The sequence below is a fragment of the Herbiconiux solani NBRC 106740 genome (assembly GCF_001571005.1).
Taxonomy (GTDB): Bacteria; Actinomycetota; Actinomycetes; order Actinomycetales; family Microbacteriaceae; genus Herbiconiux; species Herbiconiux solani.
The window spans coordinates 209,002-227,313 of record NZ_BCST01000005.1 but is presented as its reverse complement, the minus strand read 5'-3'; the positions used below and the strand labels follow the sequence as shown (position 1 = coordinate 227,313).

Sequence of the window (18,312 nt, the reverse complement as noted above, 5' to 3'; positions counted from 1 at the left end):
CGAACTCCCGGGAGAGGTCGAGTAAGAATGGACTATGAGCGTGCGCACCCCTGACCCCAACTCCGGCTGGCTGAGCGATTCCGAGCTCGCGGACGTGCGGCGCCGTCTCCCGCTGCTCTATGTCGAAGCGGTCCCCGTGCGGGTCGACGGGCTCGGGCAGGTCGTCGAGGTCGGCGTGCTCCTCCGCGTCGGTTCGAGCGGCACGATCACGCGCACCCTGGTCTCGGGCCGGGTCATGTACGGCGAGACCCTCCGCGACGCCCTGTTCCGCCACCTCGAGAAAGACCTCGGGCCGATGGCCTTCCCGCAGCTGCCGGCCAGCCCCATCCCGTTCCAGGTGGCCGAGTACTTCCCGCTGCCGGGCGTCTCGCCCTACTACGACGAGCGTCAGCACGCGGTCTCCCTCGCCTACGTCGTGCCCGTGACAGGCACCTGCGAGCCGCGGCAGGATGCGCTCGAGCTCACCTGGATGACGCCGCAGGAAGCGGCCGCCGATTCCATCGCCGAGGAGATGGAGGGCGGTCGTGGCGGCCTCCTCCGCTCGGCCCTGGCCTCAGTGGGACGCCTGCACTAGGCCGGGCGATGGCCGATCTCTACCCGCAGTTCCAGTTCGACGACGCCGCCGGCTGGGAGGCCTGGTTGATCGAGAACGCGGCCGCATCCGATGGTCTGACCGGCGTGCAGCTGCGGATCGCGAAGAAGGGCAGCGCCCATCGCACCGTCTCGCACGCCGAGGCGCTCGACGTCGCGCTCTGCCACGGCTGGATCGACGCGATCCGCCGCTCGCTCGACGACGACTTCTTCCTGCAGACCTTCACGGCACGGCGACCCAAGAGCCTCTGGTCGCAGGTGAACCGCGACAAGGTCGCCGCTCTGATCGAGGCGGGGCGGATGCGCGAGGGCGGTCACCGCGAGATCGAGCTGGCGAAGGCCGACGGCCGGTGGGATGCGGCCTACGCCTCCCAGCGCACCATCGAGGTCACGCCCGAGCTGGCCGCGGCGCTCGAGGCGTCGCCCGAGGCGGCGGCCTTCTTCGCGACGCTGAGCAGTCAGAACCGGTACGCGATCCTCTTCCGCGTCCACAACGCGAAGCGCCCGGAGACGAAAACGCGGCTCGTGGCGCAGTTCGTCGACATGCTCGCTCGTCACGAGACCGTCTACCCCCAGAAGCCGCCCCGCCCCACCCCCTGACCTCGCGCCGCCCCTGGTCCGCCCCGCCCCCCACCTCGCCGAGAAGTCACTTTTACGTCCAAAACCGCCCGTTTAGACGTGAAGGTGACTTCTCGGCATCAGGGAGGAATGCCGAACGGCCCGCATCACGAGGAGACGGGCCGTTCGATGAACTGCGGATGCGCGTTCGCGCGCGGCCCGCGACTAGCGCGAGCGGCGACGCCCGCCGTCGGAACCGGCCGAGAACGAGGCCGCGGAACGACGAGCGCCGCCCTGACCCGATCCCGAGGCGCCCGAACCGGACGTACCCTGGCCGCCGCGGCGGTTGCCGCCCTCGCCGCCCGCAGGACGGTCGGTCGAGGTGCTGTAGAAGGAACGGCTGCCGCCGGCGGGAGCGCCGCCGTTGCCGCGTGAGCCGCGACCCGACGATCCGCCGCGACCGTTCGAGGAGCCGCTGCCGGCGCCCACGGGCTCGCCCTGGCCGCCGCGACGAGCACGCTTGCGCTGAGCGTTCGCGCCCTGCGACTGTCCGCCGCCACGGCCGACGCCGTCGCTGCCGGTGCGGCGCTGGCCGGAGGCCGGGAGCTGGTTGACGGTGCGGGGGGCCGGCTTGACGTAGGCGGCCACGTCGCCGACGAGGGCGTTGACCGACGCGGAGTCGGCGTTCACGACCTCGGGGGTGACGGTGATCGCGGCCTTGCGGAGCAGATCCTTCACGTCCTTCCGCTGGGCGGGGAGCATGATCGTCACCACGTCACCGGCCGAACCGGCACGCGCGGTACGGCCCGAGCGGTGCAGGTACGCCTTGTGCTCCGCCGGCGGGTCGACGTGGATCACGAGCTCGATGTCGTCGACGTGCACGCCGCGGGCCGCGACGTCGGTCGCCACGAGCACCTTGACGTCGCCGGCGCTGAACGCAGCGAGGTTGCGGTCACGGGCCACCTGCGAGAGGTTGCCGTGCAGGTCGACCGAGGGGATCCCGGCATCCGTCAGCTGCTTCGCGAGCTTCTTGGCGTGGTGCTTGGTGCGCATGAAGAGGATGCGGCGTCCGCTGCCCGAGGCGAGCTTCTCGACGAGGACCCGCTTCGACTCGACCGACTCGGTCTCGAACACGTGGTGGGTCATCGCGGCGACGGGCGAGTTCGCCTCGTCGACCGAGTGCAGCACCTCGTTGTGGAGGAACTTGCGCACGAGCTTGTCGACGCCGTTGTCCAGCGTGGCCGAGAACAGCATCCGCTGACCCGACTGCGGCGTCTTGTCGAGGATGCGCGTGACGACGGGCAGGAAGCCCAGGTCGGCCATGTGGTCGGCCTCGTCGAGCACGGTGATCTCGACGGCGTCGAGCGAGACGAAGCCCTGCTTCATCAGGTCTTCGAGGCGGCCGGGGCAGGCCACGACGATGTCGACGCCGGCCTTGAGTGCGGTGACCTGACGGCCCTGCGAGACACCGCCGAAGATCGTGGTGGTGGTCATGTTGTAGGCCTTGGCCATCGGCGCGAGGACCGCGTCGATCTGCGTCGCGAGCTCGCGGGTGGGGGCGAGCACCAGGCCGACCGGGCGGCCGGGGCGGCGCTTGCCGCCGGAGAGGGCGCCGGCCAGGCGCGCGACCATCGGGATGGAGAAGGCCAGGGTCTTGCCCGAGCCGGTCTTGCCGCGGCCGAGCACGTCGCGGCCGTTCAAGGTGTCGGGGAGGGTGTCGACCTGGATCGGAAACGGCTCCGTGATGCCGCTCGCGGTGAGCGAGGCGACCAGGGGAGCAGGCACGCCGAGCGCGCTGAAGGATGAGGGGGTGTTGGACAAAGGTGTCTGCCTTTCGGGCAACCGACCGAGCGAAGCGTGATGACGCGATCCCACTCGGATATGGAGGCGAACGCACCGACGGTGCATCCGTTCGCCGCAAGAAGTATCTGCAAATGGTGAGGCAGCCAGTGCCTTCGCCAGAGAAGAGGGAGCGTTCTTTCGACGCACGGGGTTCTCAATCGAACCCTCGAGTGACCCCAGTCTAGTGCATCTCTCCCTGATAGCTCTCTCCGACCGGGATCTCGACGCTCACTCGGTTGCCCGGCTGGGCGAGCGGGCAGGCCCAGGCGGGGTCGTAGGCACAGGAGGGGTTGTACGCGAAGTTGAAGTCGAGCACGAGCGCCGAGCGCGACTGCACGCCGAGGATGACGGTCTCGTCGAGGCTCGCGCCCTTGATCGTGTCGACCAGGTAGCGGCCGCCGCCGTACGTGCCGCCGGGCTTGCCGGCCAGCGCATCCTTCACCGGGATGAAGAGGCCCCCGCCGTAGCTCGCCAGCCGCCACACGTCGAGCGTGCCGACGCCCTCGAGGTGCGCGATGCCGAGCAGGGTGAAGGGGACGACGCCGTCGGTGCCGGTCTCGAAGTCGAAGCTGCGCGGCCGGGGATCGTCGTCCTCGACCGGCTCGATCTCGACCTCGAAGCTCCACGACGGGTCGTAGGGGGCGATCGGGAGGCCGGTGAAGCCCGCGGCGTCCTCCGGCAGGAGGGGTGACGCCGGATGCTGGGAGAAGAGGTCGTCTCGCATCTCGCGCCAGAACTCGTGCGCCTCGACCGCGTCTTCACTGCGCAGTCGCCGCACCTCCTCGTAGATGCTGAAGACGCGACGGCGCCAGTCGGCGGTCTCGAGGGCGATGGTGGCCGGGGTGCTCATCGGGTCTCCTTCTGGTCGGCGTGCTCGGTCGCGTCGACTTCGTCGGCGACCTCGACCGCCTCGATCGCGGGGTCGTAGGCCCAGGTGGGGGCGAGCTTCTTGAGCTTCAGGCCGCGCAACTGCCAGAAGGCCCACAGGCTGTACCAGGCCATGGGGGTCAACAGGCCGGCCTTGATCACGAGCTGATCGCGGTAGAGGGTCTTGCCGGTGCCCGCCGGGTCGGGGGCGATGGCCATCTTGTGATCCCAGAGCTTGATGGTGCTGACCGCCCCGGTCACGCCCTGACCCGAGTCGTGCACGATGCGCACCGATCCCCGCTGGGCGGTCTCGAAGTTCAACCGGATGATCTGCTTGCCCATCGGGATGACGCCGCCTCCGCGCATCGAGACCGGATGCTGCCCCGGCTCCCACACCGTCGGGAAGCCGTCGGCGGCGAGCGACTCCACCTCGACCAGCGGGCTGGAGACCTCCCGGAACACGGCAGGGCTCCGGATGGCACGCCAGGCGGCGTCGGGGTCGCAGTCGAGGATGAGCTTCAGCAGCACGCGCATTCCCACAGTCTCGCGTGACGTCGGCTTCTGACCAAGCACTGTGCACGGATGCGCAGACCGCGTCGCTTGTGCAGAAGGCGTAGCGTGTGAGCGACAGCGTGAGTTCGACACAGGAGGACAGCAGATGAAAGCAACACTGGGCGGCAACGTCATCGCCGAAGCCCCGAAGGAAGACCTGATCGCGATCGAGGGCAACTGGTACTTCCCGCCGTCGAGCGTGAAGGCCGAGTTCCTCGAGAAGAGCCCCACGCCCTACACCTGTCCCTGGAAGGGCGAGTGCCAGTACTTCAGCGTCAAGGACGGCGACACCGTGCTCAAGGATCGCGCCTGGAGCTACCCGCACCCCTACCCGGCGGCCTTCGACCGCGTGGGCAAGGACTTCACCGACTACGTCGCGTTCTGGAAAGAAGTTCAGGTCACCGACTGAGTACGAATTACTCGTCACACCCCTGAGAACTCCTCGCCTACGGTGATCTCGGGCGGCGCGTTTCCCCCCTTACGCGCCGCCTTTCCATCTTCTGTCCGAGGAGTTTCTCTGTGTCCCGCCGCCTTCTGTCCCGCAGCATGTCCCGTCGCCTTCGCCGTGTTGCGGCGTTTGCTGCAGCAGCGGTGGCTCTGGCAGGCGGAGCCCTCGTCGCCACCGTGCCGGCCCACGCACTCGACCCGATCCCGGGCGGCTTCGCGACCTGGCACGAGTACGAACCGGCGACGCCCGGTGGCAACCCGCAGACCCTCGCCATGGATGCGGCGGACAACGTCTGGTACGCCGACTCGCTGAGCAACCAGATCGTCCGCGTCCCGACCGGGGCCCCGGCGACCGCTCGTGCCTACGATCTCGGGCCGAGCACTCCGGGCATCGGCTCGATCGCCTTCGGTCTCGACGGCTCGGTCTGGTACAGCGACACCGCGAACGGGGCCATCGGCCGCCTCGACCCGGCGTCGGGTGCCGTCGACACCTACCCGCTCGGCGGCCCGTTCGACTGGGCGAGCTCGCTGGTAGCCGGTCCCGGAGGAGACATCTGGTTCGGCGACCCACAGAACTACGGACTCGGCGCGATCGCTCCAGACGGGCACATCACCCGCATCCCGGAGCCCTCGGGCACCGAGATCGCCATCCTCGTCGCAGCTCCCGACGGCCGCCTCTGGTACCCGAAAGACCGCACCGGAGAGCTCGGCGCGTATGACCCCCGAACCGGTCTCTTCGAGAGCGTCCTCGTTCCTGGCGGCATCCGCGAGTTCACGGGCCTCTCGCTCTCGAACACGGGCGACCTCTGGGTCGGCGGGGTGGATGCACTCACCCGACTCGGCCTCGACGGCTCGGTCAAGGCGTCCGTCGCGCTTCCGCCCTCGCCCGCGGGTTACACCGCCCCGAGGCGTCTCGTCCCGGGCATCGACTCCGAACTGCACTTCACCGATCCCACGATGGGCATCGGCACGGTCTCCACGTCTGGTCGTGTCACCTACTCCCGCCCGCCCTTCGCCGGCAGCGTCCCCGACCGCCTGGCGGTCACCTCCTACGGCTCCCTCTGGTACACCGACGCCCTCCGCGCCACCCTCGGAAACGTCTGACCCGGCGTTCGACCCTTCGAGGGCGGACATGCATGCCTTCTACGGGTTGAGCACGCCTTCCACGGGCTAGGCGCGCCTTCCGCGGGGTGTGCAGGAATTCCTCAGGCCAGGCGCACATCGACGGACGAGGCCTGAGGAACGCCATACGCACCACCCCAAAGCTTCGGCGCGTCACCCGCGCGCCGAGCCGCCTCGCGATCGCGACCGGCACCAAGCGGCACTCTGCCGCTCGACTCGATTGGACACCACGAACACCATGAACGACTCGACCATCACGTCTCCTTCGCAACCGCGCTCGCGCCGCTCCCGGCTGCTGCTCGGTCTTGCAGCCACCGCCGCTGTCGCGGTCGCCTGCACCGCCGGCGCCGTGACGCCGGCCAATGCCATCCTCCCTTCGCCCTCCTGGCATGAACTCACGCTCGCCACCCCGGGTGGCTTCGCTCACGCCCTGACCGCAGACCCGGCGGGAGGCGTCTGGTACGCCGACAACTCCAACGCGCAGATCGTGCACGTGAGCTACGCGACCGGCACGACCAGGGTCTATCCGCTCCCGGCCGGCACCTACGTGTCGGACGAGGTGCAGGGCGCCGACGGTTCTCTCTGGTTCTCGGACCCGTTCGCCAAGGTCATGCGCTCCCTCGACCCGGTATCGGGCACGATCACCTCGTTCCCGCTGGCGACCACCGGATCCTTCGCGAACTCCTTGATGGCGTCGGCAGACGGCGTGTGGTTCGTCGACTCCTCGACGAACCACATCGGACGGATCGCGCCTGACGGAACGCTGCTCGACACCGACACCCCCGCCATGTACCTCCAGGGCACGCTCGCCTCGACGTCCGACGGGCGTGTTTGGTCGAGCGCGATGGTCTCGCCGATCCTCGACGGTTTCGACCCCGCGACGGGTACCTTCACGTCGATCGACACGGGTCTCGACTCGGTCGTCGGGCTCGCCCCGGCGAGCGACGGTGGCCTCTGGGCCGCCGGAGGCACGGAGATCGCGCACATCGATCCGACCGGTGCGATCACCCGTCTGCCCATCCCGCTCCCGCCCCGCGAGCGGGCCTCGGTTCACTCCCTGGCCGAGGGGGCGCACGGCGAGCTGTACTTCGCCGATCAGAACCGGGGACTCGGCACCGTCGATGCGTCCGGGTCGGTCTCGTGGACGGCCACCCCGTTCACCGGCATCATCCCGGACGACGTCACCGTCACGCAGACCGGACTGCTCTGGTTCGTCGACCTCTCCAACGGCAGCATCCGCTGGCGCCTCTGAGCTGTCGTGCTGGCCGACCAATCGTGCTGAACGGGAGACTCGGGTGAACCGAAGCCTCCCGGATCAGCCGTCGGAGCGCGCAGGTCAGGACGCGGAGCGGACCGCGCCGCGGACGGAGCGGCGGGCGGCGGTGACGTCGCGGCGGGTCCAGGTGATGAGGTGCGCGGGCGAGAAGCCGCGCGCACAGAGGCTGCACGAGAGCCGCGCGGCCGGACGGCGGTGCCGGTAGAACTCGTGGCCCGCGGGGCAGCGGCCGACCCAGGGCGCGAGCTCGTCGGCGCGGTCACCCTCGTGCAGGCGCTTGCCCTCGTAGCCGAGGTCGCGAGCGATCGCGACCCAGCGCGGCCCGTGGCCGGCTCCCGATCCCGCGAGTGCGTGCGCCACCTCGTGCAACAGGATCTGGTGGATCTCGTCGTCGTCGTACCGCGCCGCGAGATACCGCGAGACCGTGATGCGGTGTGAGGTGTAGTTGCATTGACCGGCCCGGGTCTTGGCGTTGTCGAAGCCGAAGCTCCAGACCGCGGGGTCGAGGTGCATCCGGATGAGGGCGTCGGCCCACCGCGTCACCCGCGCGAGGTCAGCCATCGGCTACGCCGCGAGGAACGATTCGGTCACGGCGACGGCCACGAGCGCGCTCTCGAGCTGGTCGATCGACGCGCCCTGGCGCTCCATGAGGAAGACGGCGGCCTTGAAGTCGACGAGCGCGAGCTCGAACTCGCCCATCTCGAAGTGCACCTTGCCCCGGCTGAGGGTCGCGATCGACTCGAGCGAACCCCACTCGTGGTTCTGCGCCTCTTCGACGCAAAGGCTCAGCTCCTGCAGAGCGGCGGGGTACTTCGCCTGGTACTGCTGCACCTGAGCGCGACGGATGCGCGCCCCCAGCGCCATCTCCCGGTCACCCGAGAAGCGGGCCTGGCGAACCGCTTCGTTCGCGATCGTGAAGGCCTCGTCGAGACGGTCGAGCAGGCGCAGCAGCACGACCTTCTCGTTCAGTGCCGAGAGGCTGCGCAGTTTGCCGAGCTCGTCGAGGCGATCGACCGCGGCCTGCAGGTCGACCTTCTCCCGCAGGGTGGCCATGTCATAACCGGTGATGATGCTCAGTGCGTGCTCCTGATGGTGCTATTCGGGCGTTCGGGTCCCGTCGATCAAGGGTACCCACCCGCCCTGACAAGCGCCCGCGCCAGCCCCGGCAGGTCGCGAAGACGAGAGCAGAACCGGCAGGCAGAACCCGGCAGCCAGAACCCGGCAGCCAGACCCCGCCAGGCCCCAGACCGCGTCACCCTGCAGCAACCAACCCCACCGAGTACAGCCGATCGTCCCCCGCCCGAGGATCCCCGCGCCCGTCCGTATTGTTCGTCACCAGGTACAGCGACGAACCGGGCCCCCGAACCACGTCCCGGATCCTTCCCAGCTGCCCGCCCCCGTACCACTCCTGTGCGGCGCCGTCGAAGCCCACGGTCCAGAGACGCTCGCCGCCGAGGCCTGCCATGAAGATCGTGTCGCCCACGACGGCGATCCCCGAGGGCGAGGCGTCGTCGGTCGCCCACTGCTGGATCGGGTCGATGTAGCCGGCGGCTCCAGCGATCCCCTCGACCTCCGGCCACCCGTAGTTCCCGCCCGGCACGATCCGGTTCATCTCGTCCCAGGTGTCCTGCCCGAACTCCGCGGCCCACATCGTGCCGTCGGCCGCCCACGCGATGCCCTGGGGGTTGCGGTGCCCCATCGACCACACCGGCGACCCCGCCGAGGCGAAAGGATTGTCCGAGGGGATCTGCCCGTCCGGCGTCACGCGCAGGATCTTCCCGCCCAGCGAGTCGAGCGTCTGCGCGTTCGCTCCCCGGCTCGCGTCCCCGGCCGTGGCGTACAGCATCCCGTCCGGCCCGAACGCGATCCGCCCGCCGTTGTGGTTCGAGGCCTTCGGCAGCCCCGCGATGACCACCTGCTGGTCGCCGACCGTGTGCGCCCCGGGGCCGCCCGACAGCGGCATCCGCACCACCCGGTTGTCGGATGCGCCCGTGTAGTACGCGTAGAGCCAGTCACCGGATGCGTCCTCGAGCGTCGCGATCCCGAGCAGCCCGCCCTCGCCGGCCGGTGACACTCCGCCCACGCTGGTCACGAGCGAGGTCGACGAACCCACGACCTCCACGATCGCGGCGTCGTCCCGCTCGCTCACGAACAGGGTGCCGTCGGCCAGCACGGCGATCGACCACGGTGCCGGGAGGTCGCTGGCCAGGGGCACCGGGTCGCCCGACGGCACGAGCGGCCCGAGATCTTCCACGGGCGCCACCGACGGAGAAGAAGGAGAAGAAGGAGAAGAAGGAGCAGCAGAACCAGAAGGAGCAGAAGACTGCGAAGCAGAACCAGAAGGAGAAGACGGCAAAGCAGAAGACGACCCAGACGGCGCAGAAGAAGAGTCCGCCCCGCACCCCGCCAGCAGAACCCCCACCACGCCCAGCGCCCCCGCACCGAGCCCCGACTTCACCAGACGCCGCTTCATTCCCCCAGTCTGCGCCGGTCGACCTGGAAAATGCTCCGAGCCGGGGCCGGAGATTTGGTCGAGGTCTGATCTGTCGAGACGGGTGCGCCGGCGATGAAGTTCGTCAGCTCCCGCCCGGTCACGACCTTGGCCGCCACCGGGTCGCCGGCGAGCAGCCGCGGCAGCCCGTCGAAGGAAGCAGGGAAAGGCGACGGCGACGCGAACGCCACCACGTTGCCGAACCGCCGTGCCTTGAGCATCTGCGGGTCGACCGAGAGTGACACGGCAGGGAAGACGTGCGAGAGGGTCGCCGCCTGACCCCGGGCGAAGGCGAGCCCGGCCCCGTCGGCGATGTTCACGGCGACCACGCCGGTGGGTCGAAGGATGCCGCGCACCGCCTCGTAGAACTCCGTACTCGTCACGTGGGCCGGCGTCCGCGCCCCGGCAAACACGTCGACGACCACGAGGTCGACCGTTCCGCGGAGGCCCGGAGGGAACTTCTCGAGCACCGCCCGCGCATCCCCGTGCCGCACCCGGATGCTCGCCCCGCGCGGCAACGGCAGTTCGGACCGCACGAAGCCCACGAGCTCGCTGTCGATCTCGACCACCTGCTGCCGGGAGCCCGGCCGGGTCGCCTCGACGTAGCGGGGGAGCGTGAAGGCCCCGCCGCCCAGGTGCACGGCCGTGATCGGGGAGGAGGCCGGGGCGAGCAGGTCGATGCCGTGCCCGATCCGCCGCACGTACTCGAAGGAGAGGTAGGTCGGATCCTCGATATCCACGTGCGACTGCGGGGTGCCGTCGACGATGAGAACGCGGGAGCCGGGCCGGAAACGGTCGTCCTCGATCGTCGCGAGCAACCCGTCCGACAGACGCAGAGAAGGGGGAGGAGAAGATTGAGCCACGCGGTTATACCTGAGAAAACCAAACTGGTCAAGATTTCGACTGGACAGGCGTGTCGGAGACGCATATGATTGTTCTTTGCGCTCCCAGAACAATCATGCCTTCATATTGTGGTCGGCAGCCGCGCGAACGAGTTCACACTCTACCGCGCAGCAACACTCTAGAACCATATTGCGGGTTCGGACCATATCTCGGGAGTTCTCGACCCACATCGACCGTAAGTAACGCATGGCCCGACGGGGCCCACGGAGGTTATTTCCTTGGCTGCTGCGCGCAACGCAACCACCACTTCACCCAAGAACGGCCGGGCCGCATCGCGGCTCTCGTTCGCCAAGATCACCGACACGCTGACCGTTCCGGATCTGCTCGCTCTGCAGACCGAGAGCTTCGACTGGCTGGTCGGGAACGACGTGTGGAAGGCACGCGTCGCCGATGCCAAGAAGGCCGGTCGTCAAGACCTGCCGAGCCGCTCGGGTCTCGATGAGATCTTCGAGGAGATCTCGCCGATCGAAGACCTCGGCGAGACCATGCAGCTCAGCTTCACGAGCCCGTTCCTCGAGCCCGAGAAGTACACCATCGACGAGTGCAAGGAGCGTGGCAAGACCTACGCCGCTCCCCTCTACGTCGAGGCCGAGTTCATGAACCACCAGACCGGTGAGATCAAGACCCAGACGGTCTTCATGGGCGACTTCCCGCTCATGACCGAGAAGGGCACGTTCATCATCAACGGCACCGAGCGTGTCGTCGTGTCCCAGCTGGTCCGTTCCCCCGGCGTGTACTTCGAGCGCACCCCCGAGAAGACCTCCGACAAGGACATCTACTCGGCGCGCATCATCCCGAGCCGCGGTGCCTGGCTCGAGTTCGAGATCGACAAGCGCGACCAGGTCGGCGTCCGCATCGACCGCAAGCGCAAGCAGTCGGTCACGGTGTTCCTCAAGGCCCTCGGCCTGACCTCCGAGGAGATCCTCGAGGAGTTCAAGGGCTACGCCTCGATCGAGGCCACCCTCGAGAAGGACTCCATCCTCACCAAGGAAGAGGCGCTGAAGGACATCTACCGCAAGCTGCGCCCGGGCGAGCAGGTCGCCGCCGAGGCCGCACGTGCGCTGCTGGACAACTTCTACTTCAACCCCAAGCGCTACGACCTGGCGAAGGTCGGTCGTTACAAGATCAACCGCAAGCTCGGCATCGACGCGCCGCTGTCCGACTCGGTCCTCACGAACCAGGACATCATCGCGACGATCAAGTACTTGGTCGCCCTGCACGACAACCAGACGCAGCTCCCGGGCGTGCGCGACGGCAAGAAGGTTGACATCCGCCTCGACGTGGACGACATCGACCACTTCGGCAACCGTCGTATCCGCGCCGTCGGCGAGCTCATCCAGAACCAGGTCCGCACAGGTCTGTCCCGGATGGAGCGCGTCGTCCGTGAGCGCATGACCACGCAGGACATCGAGGCCATCACCCCGCAGACCCTGATCAACGTGCGCCCCGTCGTCGCCGCGATCAAGGAGTTCTTCGGAACGAGCCAGCTGTCCCAGTTCATGGACCAGAACAACCCCCTCGCGGGTCTGACGCACAAGCGTCGTCTCTCCGCGCTGGGCCCGGGTGGTCTGTCCCGTGAGCGTGCCGGCGTCGAGGTCCGCGACGTCCACCCGTCGCACTACGGCCGCATGTGCCCGATCGAGACCCCGGAAGGCCCGAACATCGGCCTGATCGGCTCGCTCGCGTCGTTCGCCCGCATCAACTCCTTCGGTTTCATCGAGACCCCGTACCGTCGCGTCGTCGACGGCGTCGTCACGGCGAACATCGACTACCTCACCGCATCCGAGGAGGACGAGTACATCGTCGCCCAGGCGAACGCCCCGCTGACCGCGGACGCGAAGTTCGCCGAGGCCCGCGTGCTCGCCCGTAAGAAGGGTGGCGAGGTCGACCTGTTCCCGCAGGAGGACATCGGCTACATGGATGTCTCGCCGCGCCAGATGGTGTCGGTCGCGACCTCCCTCATCCCGTTCCTCGAGCACGACGACGCGAACCGCGCCCTCATGGGTGCGAACATGCAGCGCCAGGCCGTGCCGCTTCTCCGCTCGGAGTCGCCGCTGGTCGGAACCGGTATGGAGGGCTTCGCAGCCATCGACGCCGGTGACGTGGTCACCGCGAACGGCGCCGGTGTGGTCGAGGAGGTCTCGGCCGACTCCGTCACCGTCATGCTCGACGAGGGCGGCTCGGAGACCTACTACCTCCGCAAGTTCGACCGCTCCAACCAGGGCACGTCGTACAACAACCGCGTCATCGTCTCCGAAGGCGAGCGGATCGAGGTCGGTCAGGTCATCGCGGATGGCCCGGCCACCGAGAACGGCGAGCTCGCCCTCGGCAAGAACCTCCTCGTGGCGTTCATGCCGTGGGAGGGTCACAACTTCGAGGACGCGATCATCCTGAGCCAGAACCTGGTGAAGGACGACGTGCTCTCCTCGATCCACATCGAGGAGTACGAGGTCGACGCCCGCGACACCAAGCTCGGCAAGGAGGAGATCACCCGTGACCTCCCCAACGTCAGCCCGGAGCTGCTGGCCGACCTCGACGAGCGCGGCATCATCCGCATCGGAGCCGAGGTCCGCCCCGGCGACATCCTCGTCGGCAAGGTCACGCCCAAGGGCGAGACCGAGCTCTCCGCCGAGGAGCGCCTGCTGCGCGCGATCTTCAACGAGAAGAGCCGCGAGGTCCGTGACACGAGCCTCAAGGTGCCTCACGGTGAAGAAGGCACGATCATCGCCGTCAAGGAGTTCTCTGCCGAGAACGACGACGAGCTCGGCTCGGGCGTCAACCAGCGCGTCGTGGTCTACATCGCCCAGAAGCGCAAGATCACCGCGGGCGACAAGCTCGCCGGCCGTCACGGCAACAAGGGCGTCATCTCCAAGATCCTTCCGGTCGAGGACATGCCGTTCCTGGCCGACGGGACCCCGGTCGACATCGTCCTGAACCCGATGGGCATCCCTGGCCGGATGAACTTCGGCCAGGTGCTCGAGACCCACCTCGGGTGGATCGCGAAGCAGGGCTGGGAGGTCGACGGCAAGGCCAAGTGGGCAGCGAACCTGCCCGTGGCCGCCCGCTCGGCAGCCCCCGGCACCAAGGTCGCCACCCCGGTGTTCGACGGCGCCTCGGAGGAGGAGATCGCGGGTCTGCTCGACTCGACGACCCTCACCCGCGACGGCGAGCGACTGATCGACTCCACCGGAAAGACGCAGCTGTTCGACGGCCGCTCCGGCGAGCCGTACCCGGAGCCGGTCTCGGTCGGCTACATGTACATCCTGAAGCTGCACCACCTGGTCGACGACAAGATCCACGCGCGTTCGACGGGCCCGTACTCGATGATCACGCAGCAGCCGCTGGGTGGTAAGGCGCAGTTCGGTGGACAGCGATTCGGCGAGATGGAGGTGTGGGCGCTCGAGGCATACGGTGCCGCCTACGCCCTGCAGGAGCTCCTGACCATCAAGTCGGACGACATCCTGGGCCGCGTGAAGGTGTACGAGGCCATCGTCAAGGGTGAGAACATCCAGGAGCCGGGCATCCCCGAGTCCTTCAAGGTCCTCATCAAGGAGATGCAGTCGCTCTGCCTGAACGTCGAGGTGCTCTCGGCGGACGGCACGGCGGTCAGCCTGCGCGACACGGACGACGAGGTCTTCCGTGCCGCCGAAGAGCTCGGCATCAACATCTCCTCGCGCTTCGAGTCGTCGTCCATCGACGACATCTGAGCCGGCAACCACTAGAAGACTTTTTCCAGGAGAGAAGGAAAATTGCTCGACGTAACAACTTTTGATGAGCTGCGGATCGGCCTCGCAACGGCCGACGACATCCGCAAGTGGTCGCACGGTGAGGTCAAGAAGCCCGAGACCATCAACTACCGCACGCTGAAGCCCGAGAAGGACGGCCTTTTCGGAGAGCAGATCTTCGGGCCGAGCCGTGACTGGGAGTGTTCCTGCGGCAAGTACAAGCGGGTCCGCTTCAAGGGCATCGTCTGCGAGCGCTGCGGCGTGGAGGTCACCAAGAGCTCCGTCCGTCGCGAGCGCATGGGCCACATCGAGCTCGCCGCGCCCGTCACCCACATCTGGTACTTCAAGGGCGTTCCCTCGCGCTTGGGCTACCTGCTCGACATGGCGCCGAAGGACCTCGAGAAGGTCATCTACTTCGCCGCGTACATGATCATCTCGGTGGATGAGGACGGCCGTCACGAAGACATGCCCGGCCTCGAGAACGAGCTGCGCCTCGAGATCAAGACCCTGTCCGACCAGCGCGATGCCCGCATCGCCGATCGTCTTACGCGTCTGGAGACCGACCTCGCCGACCTCGAGAACGAGGGCGCCAAGGCCGACCAGAAGCGCCGCACGAAGGATGGCGCCGAGAAGGAGATGTCGCAGACCCGCAAGGCCTACGACGACCAGATCTCCCAGCTCGAGCGTGTCTGGGAGGACTTCCGCAACCTCAAGGTCGGCGAGCTGAAGCCGGAAGACGCGATCTTCCACGAGCTCCAGGACCGCTACGGGATGTACTTCGAGGCCTACATGGGCGCCGAGGCCATCAAGAAGCGCCTCGAGGCGTTCGACCTCGTCACCGAGGGCGAGAACCTCCGCCTGCAGATCTCCGAGGGCAAGGGTCAGAAGAAGATCCGTGCCATCAAGCGTCTGCGCGTGGTGAGCTCGTTCCTGGCCACCGGCAACTCGCCGGCCGCCATGGTGCTCGACGTCGTCCCGGTCATCCCGCCGGAGCTGCGCCCGATGGTGCAGCTCGACGGTGGCCGCTTCGCGACCAGCGACCTGAACGACCTGTACCGCCGCGTGATCAACCGCAACAACCGTCTCCGTCGACTGCTCGACCTCGGTGCCCCCGAGATCATCGTCAACAACGAGAAGCGGATGCTGCAGGAGGCCGTCGACGCACTGTTCGACAACGGCCGCCGTGGTCGCCCCGTCACGGGTACCGGCAACCGCGCCCTGAAGTCCCTGAGCGACATGCTCAAGGGAAAGCAGGGTCGTTTCCGCCAGAACCTGCTCGGAAAGCGCGTCGACTACTCGGGCCGTTCGGTCATCATCGTCGGCCCGCAGCTGAAGCTGCACCAGTGCGGTCTGCCCAAGCAGATGGCGCTGGAGCTGTTCAAGCCGTTCGTGATCAAGCGCCTGATCGACCTGAGCCACGCTCAGAACATCAAGGCCGCGAAGCGCATGGTCGAGCGCAGCCGTCCGCAGGTCTGGGACGTGCTCGAGGAGATCATCCGCGAGCGCCCCGTGCTGCTGAACCGCGCACCGACGCTGCACCGCCTGGGCATCCAGGCCTTCGAGCCTCAGCTCGTCGAGGGCAAGGCGATCCAGCTGCACCCGCTCGTCTGCGCCGCGTTCAACGCGGACTTCGACGGTGACCAGATGGCCGTCCACCTGCCGCTGTCGGTCGAGGCCCAGGCCGAGGCCCGCATCCTGATGCTCGCGTCGAACAACATCCTGAAGCCGTCCGACGGCCGTCCGGTGACCCTGCCCACGCAGGACATGATCATCGGTCTGCACCACCTCACCACGATCAAGGAGGGGGCGATCGGCGAGGGCCGTTCGTTCTCGACCGTGGCCGAGGCGCTGATGGCCAAGGACCAGGGTTCGCTCGACCTCAACGCGGTCGTCAAGATCCGCATGAGCGACGTGCACTTCGGCGAGGGCGAAGGCCCCGAGGGCTACGACGGCGGTCCCGTCATCGTGGAGACCACCCTCGGCCGCGCCCTCTTCAACGAGGCGCTGCCGGAGGACTACCCCTACATGCAGCAGGTCGCCGACAAGGGCGCGATCTCCGCGATCGTCAACGATCTCGCGGAGCGCTACCCCAAGGTGGAGGTCGCTGCATCGCTCGACCGGATCAAGGACGCCGGTTTCTACTGGGCCACGCGCTCCGGTGTGACCGTCGCGCTCTCGGACATCCTGACGCCTCCCACCAAGCGGGAGATCGTCGCGGGCTACGAGAAGCAGGCCGCCAAGGTCCAGGCGCAGTTCGAGAAGGGTCTCACGACCGACCTCGAGCGTCGCCAGGAGCTCATCCAGATCTGGACGAAGGCCACCGACGAGGTCGCCGCAGCCATGCGCGCGAACTTCCCGGTCGACAACACGATCAACCGCATGGTCACCTCGGGTGCTCGTGGTAACTGGCTGCAGGTGCGCAACATCGCCGGCATGCGAGGCCTCGTGAACAACCCGAAGGGTGAGATCATCCCTCGTCCGATCATCTCCTCGTACCGCGAGGGGCTGTCGGTGGCGGAGTACTTCATCGCGACCCACGGTGCTCGTAAGGGTCTGGCCGACACGGCTCTCCGTACGGCCGACTCGGGCTACCTGACCCGTCGTCTCGTCGACGTCTCGCAGGATGTCATCATCCGCGAGCCCGACTGCGGCACGTCGCGTGGTCTCGACCTGCCGATCGCGGTCGAGGGCGCCGACGGCGTCTGGACCCGCGACGACAACGTCGAGAACTCGGTCTACGCCCGATCGCTCGCCGCTGACGCGGTGAACGAGGCCGGCGAGGTCGTGGCCGAGGCCGGAGACGACGTCGGAGACGTGCTGATCGAGAAGCTGGTCGCCGCGGGCGTCCGCACCATCAAGGTGCGTTCGGTCCTGACCTGCGAGTCGGCCGTCGGTGTGTGTGCGGCCTGCTATGGCCGCTCGCTCGCCACGGGCAAGCTCGTCGACATCGGCGAGGCCGTCGGCATCATCGCGGCCCAGTCGATCGGTGAGCCCGGTACCCAGCTCACGATGCGTACCTTCCACACCGGTGGATCGGCTTCGGCCGACGACATCACGCAGGGTCTTCCCCGCGTGCAGGAGCTCTTCGAGGCCCGTACCCCCAAGGGTGCGTCGCCCATCGTCGAGGCCGCCGGTCGCGTCACGATCGAAGACACCGACCGCAGCCGCAAGGTGATCCTCACGCCGGACAACGGCGACGAGCCGATCGCCTACCCGGTGCTGAAGCGTGCGACCCTCCTCATCGAGGACGGGCAGCACGTGGAGCTCGGGCAGCAGCTCATCGTCGGCGCCGTCGACCCGAAGGAAGTCCTTCGAGTCAAGGGCGTCCGCGAGGTGCAGAAGCACCTCGTCGGCGGTGTGCAGGGCGTCTACCGCTCGCAGGGTGTCCCGATCCACGACAAGCACATCGAGGTCATCGTCCGACAGATGCTCCGCAAGGTCACCGTCGTCGAGCACAGCGACACCGATCTGCTGCCGGGTGAGCTCGTCGACCGGGCGCGTTACACCGAGGTGAACCGCGCCGCTGTCGCCGAGGGCAAGAAGCCCGCATCGGCTCGCCAGGAGGTCATGGGTATCACCAAGGCGTCCCTCGCGACCGAGTCGTGGCTGTCGGCCGCGTCCTTCCAGGAGACCACGCGTGTTCTCACGCAGGCCGCCATGGAGGGCAAGTCCGACCCGCTGGTGGGCCTGAAGGAGAACGTGATCATCGGAAAGCTGATCCCGGCCGGTACCGGTCTCCAGCGGTACCGCAACGTCACCGTCGAGGCGACCGAAGAGGCCAAGGCCGAGCGCTACCCGAACCGCATCTTCACGGATGACTCGGTGTTCTCGGAGGCGGACCTCTCGTTCGTCGACTTCGACAGCTTCAGCTCGGATGACTACACCCCCGGTACCTACAACTAACGAGTCGTAGATCCCGTACGTCGGAGGGCCCTTCA

General features: G+C 67.8%; 14 protein-coding genes. 7 read left to right on the top strand and 7 right to left on the bottom strand.

Annotated elements, in window-relative coordinates; all coding sequences use genetic code 11:
• Positions 1–34 precede the first annotated feature (34 nt).
• Complete coding sequence (locus tag HSO01S_RS10770) at positions 35–574, top strand: NUDIX hydrolase family protein (RefSeq protein WP_066041223.1); 540 nt, start codon at positions 35–37, stop codon at positions 572–574.
• Between the two features lie 8 nt (positions 575–582).
• The gene (locus tag HSO01S_RS10765; protein WP_066041221.1) at positions 583–1,191 is read left to right on the top strand and encodes a YdeI/OmpD-associated family protein; all 609 of its coding nucleotides are present in this window, start codon (positions 583–585) and stop codon (positions 1,189–1,191) included.
• A 183-nt stretch (positions 1,192–1,374) separates the two neighbouring features.
• On the opposite strand, the gene HSO01S_RS10760 is transcribed toward HSO01S_RS10765, so the two are convergent.
• From HSO01S_RS10760 to HSO01S_RS10750, 3 genes are all read right to left on the bottom strand, one after another.
• A complete protein-coding gene (locus HSO01S_RS10760; protein ID WP_084361556.1) occupies positions 1,375–3,057 on the bottom strand; it encodes a DEAD/DEAH box helicase in 1,683 nt (560 codons plus the stop codon).
• A 115-nt stretch (positions 3,058–3,172) separates the two neighbouring features.
• The gene (locus tag HSO01S_RS10755; protein ID WP_066041219.1) at positions 3,173–3,841 is read right to left on the bottom strand and encodes a DUF1684 domain-containing protein; all 669 of its coding nucleotides are present in this window, start codon (positions 3,839–3,841) and stop codon (positions 3,173–3,175) included.
• Entirely contained in the window at positions 3,838–4,392 is a 555-nt protein-coding gene (locus HSO01S_RS10750; protein ID WP_066041217.1) for a hypothetical protein, read from the bottom strand. Before HSO01S_RS10750 ends, HSO01S_RS10755 begins: the two co-directional genes overlap by 4 nt.
• A gap of 124 nt (positions 4,393–4,516) precedes the next feature.
• Between HSO01S_RS10750 and HSO01S_RS10745 the strand changes: the two genes are divergently transcribed.
• From HSO01S_RS10745 to HSO01S_RS10735, 3 genes are all read left to right on the top strand, one after another.
• Positions 4,517–4,819: a DUF427 domain-containing protein gene (locus HSO01S_RS10745; protein WP_066041215.1), complete on the top strand. Its 303-nt coding sequence runs from the start codon at positions 4,517–4,519 to the stop codon at positions 4,817–4,819.
• A gap of 182 nt (positions 4,820–5,001) precedes the next feature.
• Complete coding sequence (locus HSO01S_RS10740; protein ID WP_066041214.1) at positions 5,002–5,961, top strand: Vgb family protein; 960 nt, start codon at positions 5,002–5,004, stop codon at positions 5,959–5,961.
• Positions 5,962–6,217: 256 nt separating this feature from the next.
• Entirely contained in the window at positions 6,218–7,231 is a 1,014-nt protein-coding gene (locus HSO01S_RS10735) for a Vgb family protein (RefSeq protein WP_066041213.1), read from the top strand.
• Positions 7,232–7,315: 84 nt separating this feature from the next.
• On the opposite strand, the gene HSO01S_RS10730 is transcribed toward HSO01S_RS10735, so the two are convergent.
• The 4 genes from HSO01S_RS10730 to HSO01S_RS10715 form a co-directional block, all read right to left on the bottom strand.
• The gene (locus HSO01S_RS10730; RefSeq protein WP_066041211.1) at positions 7,316–7,816 is read right to left on the bottom strand and encodes a SprT-like domain-containing protein; all 501 of its coding nucleotides are present in this window, start codon (positions 7,814–7,816) and stop codon (positions 7,316–7,318) included.
• Between the two features lie 3 nt (positions 7,817–7,819).
• The gene (locus tag HSO01S_RS10725) at positions 7,820–8,308 is read right to left on the bottom strand and encodes a hypothetical protein (RefSeq protein ID WP_174522985.1); all 489 of its coding nucleotides are present in this window, start codon (positions 8,306–8,308) and stop codon (positions 7,820–7,822) included.
• A gap of 199 nt (positions 8,309–8,507) precedes the next feature.
• Positions 8,508–9,518, bottom strand: coding sequence for a PQQ-dependent sugar dehydrogenase (locus HSO01S_RS10720; RefSeq protein WP_245635974.1), 1,011 nt, complete (start codon positions 9,516–9,518; stop codon positions 8,508–8,510).
• Between the two features lie 206 nt (positions 9,519–9,724).
• Entirely contained in the window at positions 9,725–10,609 is an 885-nt protein-coding gene (locus tag HSO01S_RS10715; protein ID WP_066041207.1) for a spermidine synthase, read from the bottom strand.
• 258 nt (positions 10,610–10,867) lie between these two features.
• Between HSO01S_RS10715 and rpoB the strand changes: the two genes are divergently transcribed.
• Together rpoB and HSO01S_RS10705 are read left to right on the top strand one after the other, a co-directional pair.
• Positions 10,868–14,356 carry a DNA-directed RNA polymerase subunit beta gene (gene rpoB, locus HSO01S_RS10710; protein WP_066041205.1) on the top strand — a complete coding sequence of 1,163 codons (3,489 nt, stop codon included), beginning with the start codon at positions 10,868–10,870 and terminating at the stop codon, positions 14,354–14,356.
• Positions 14,357–14,398: 42 nt separating this feature from the next.
• The gene (locus HSO01S_RS10705) at positions 14,399–18,277 is read left to right on the top strand and encodes a DNA-directed RNA polymerase subunit beta' (protein ID WP_066041203.1); all 3,879 of its coding nucleotides are present in this window, start codon (positions 14,399–14,401) and stop codon (positions 18,275–18,277) included.
• Positions 18,278–18,312: the final 35 nt, after the last annotated feature.

Bases quoted from the DNA above. Each gene is read 5' to 3' on its own strand.
- HSO01S_RS10730 (WP_066041211.1), bottom strand. From the start codon at position 7,816: ATGGCTGACCTCGCGCGGGTGACGCGGTGGGCCGACGCCCTCATCCGG.
- HSO01S_RS10725 (WP_174522985.1), bottom strand. From the start codon at position 8,308: ATGGCCACCCTGCGGGAGAAGGTCGACCTGCAGGCCGCGGTCGATCGC.
- HSO01S_RS10745 (WP_066041215.1), top strand. From the start codon at position 4,517: ATGAAAGCAACACTGGGCGGCAACGTCATCGCCGAAGCCCCGAAGGAA.
- HSO01S_RS10750 (WP_066041217.1), bottom strand. From the start codon at position 4,392: ATGCGCGTGCTGCTGAAGCTCATCCTCGACTGCGACCCCGACGCCGCC.
- HSO01S_RS10765 (WP_066041221.1), top strand. From the start codon at position 583: ATGGCCGATCTCTACCCGCAGTTCCAGTTCGACGACGCCGCCGGCTGG.
- HSO01S_RS10755 (WP_066041219.1), bottom strand. From the start codon at position 3,841: ATGAGCACCCCGGCCACCATCGCCCTCGAGACCGCCGACTGGCGCCGT.
- HSO01S_RS10735 (WP_066041213.1), top strand. From the start codon at position 6,218: ATGAACGACTCGACCATCACGTCTCCTTCGCAACCGCGCTCGCGCCGC.
- HSO01S_RS10770 (WP_066041223.1), top strand. From the start codon at position 35: ATGAGCGTGCGCACCCCTGACCCCAACTCCGGCTGGCTGAGCGATTCC.
- HSO01S_RS10760 (WP_084361556.1), bottom strand. From the start codon at position 3,057: ATGCACCGTCGGTGCGTTCGCCTCCATATCCGAGTGGGATCGCGTCAT.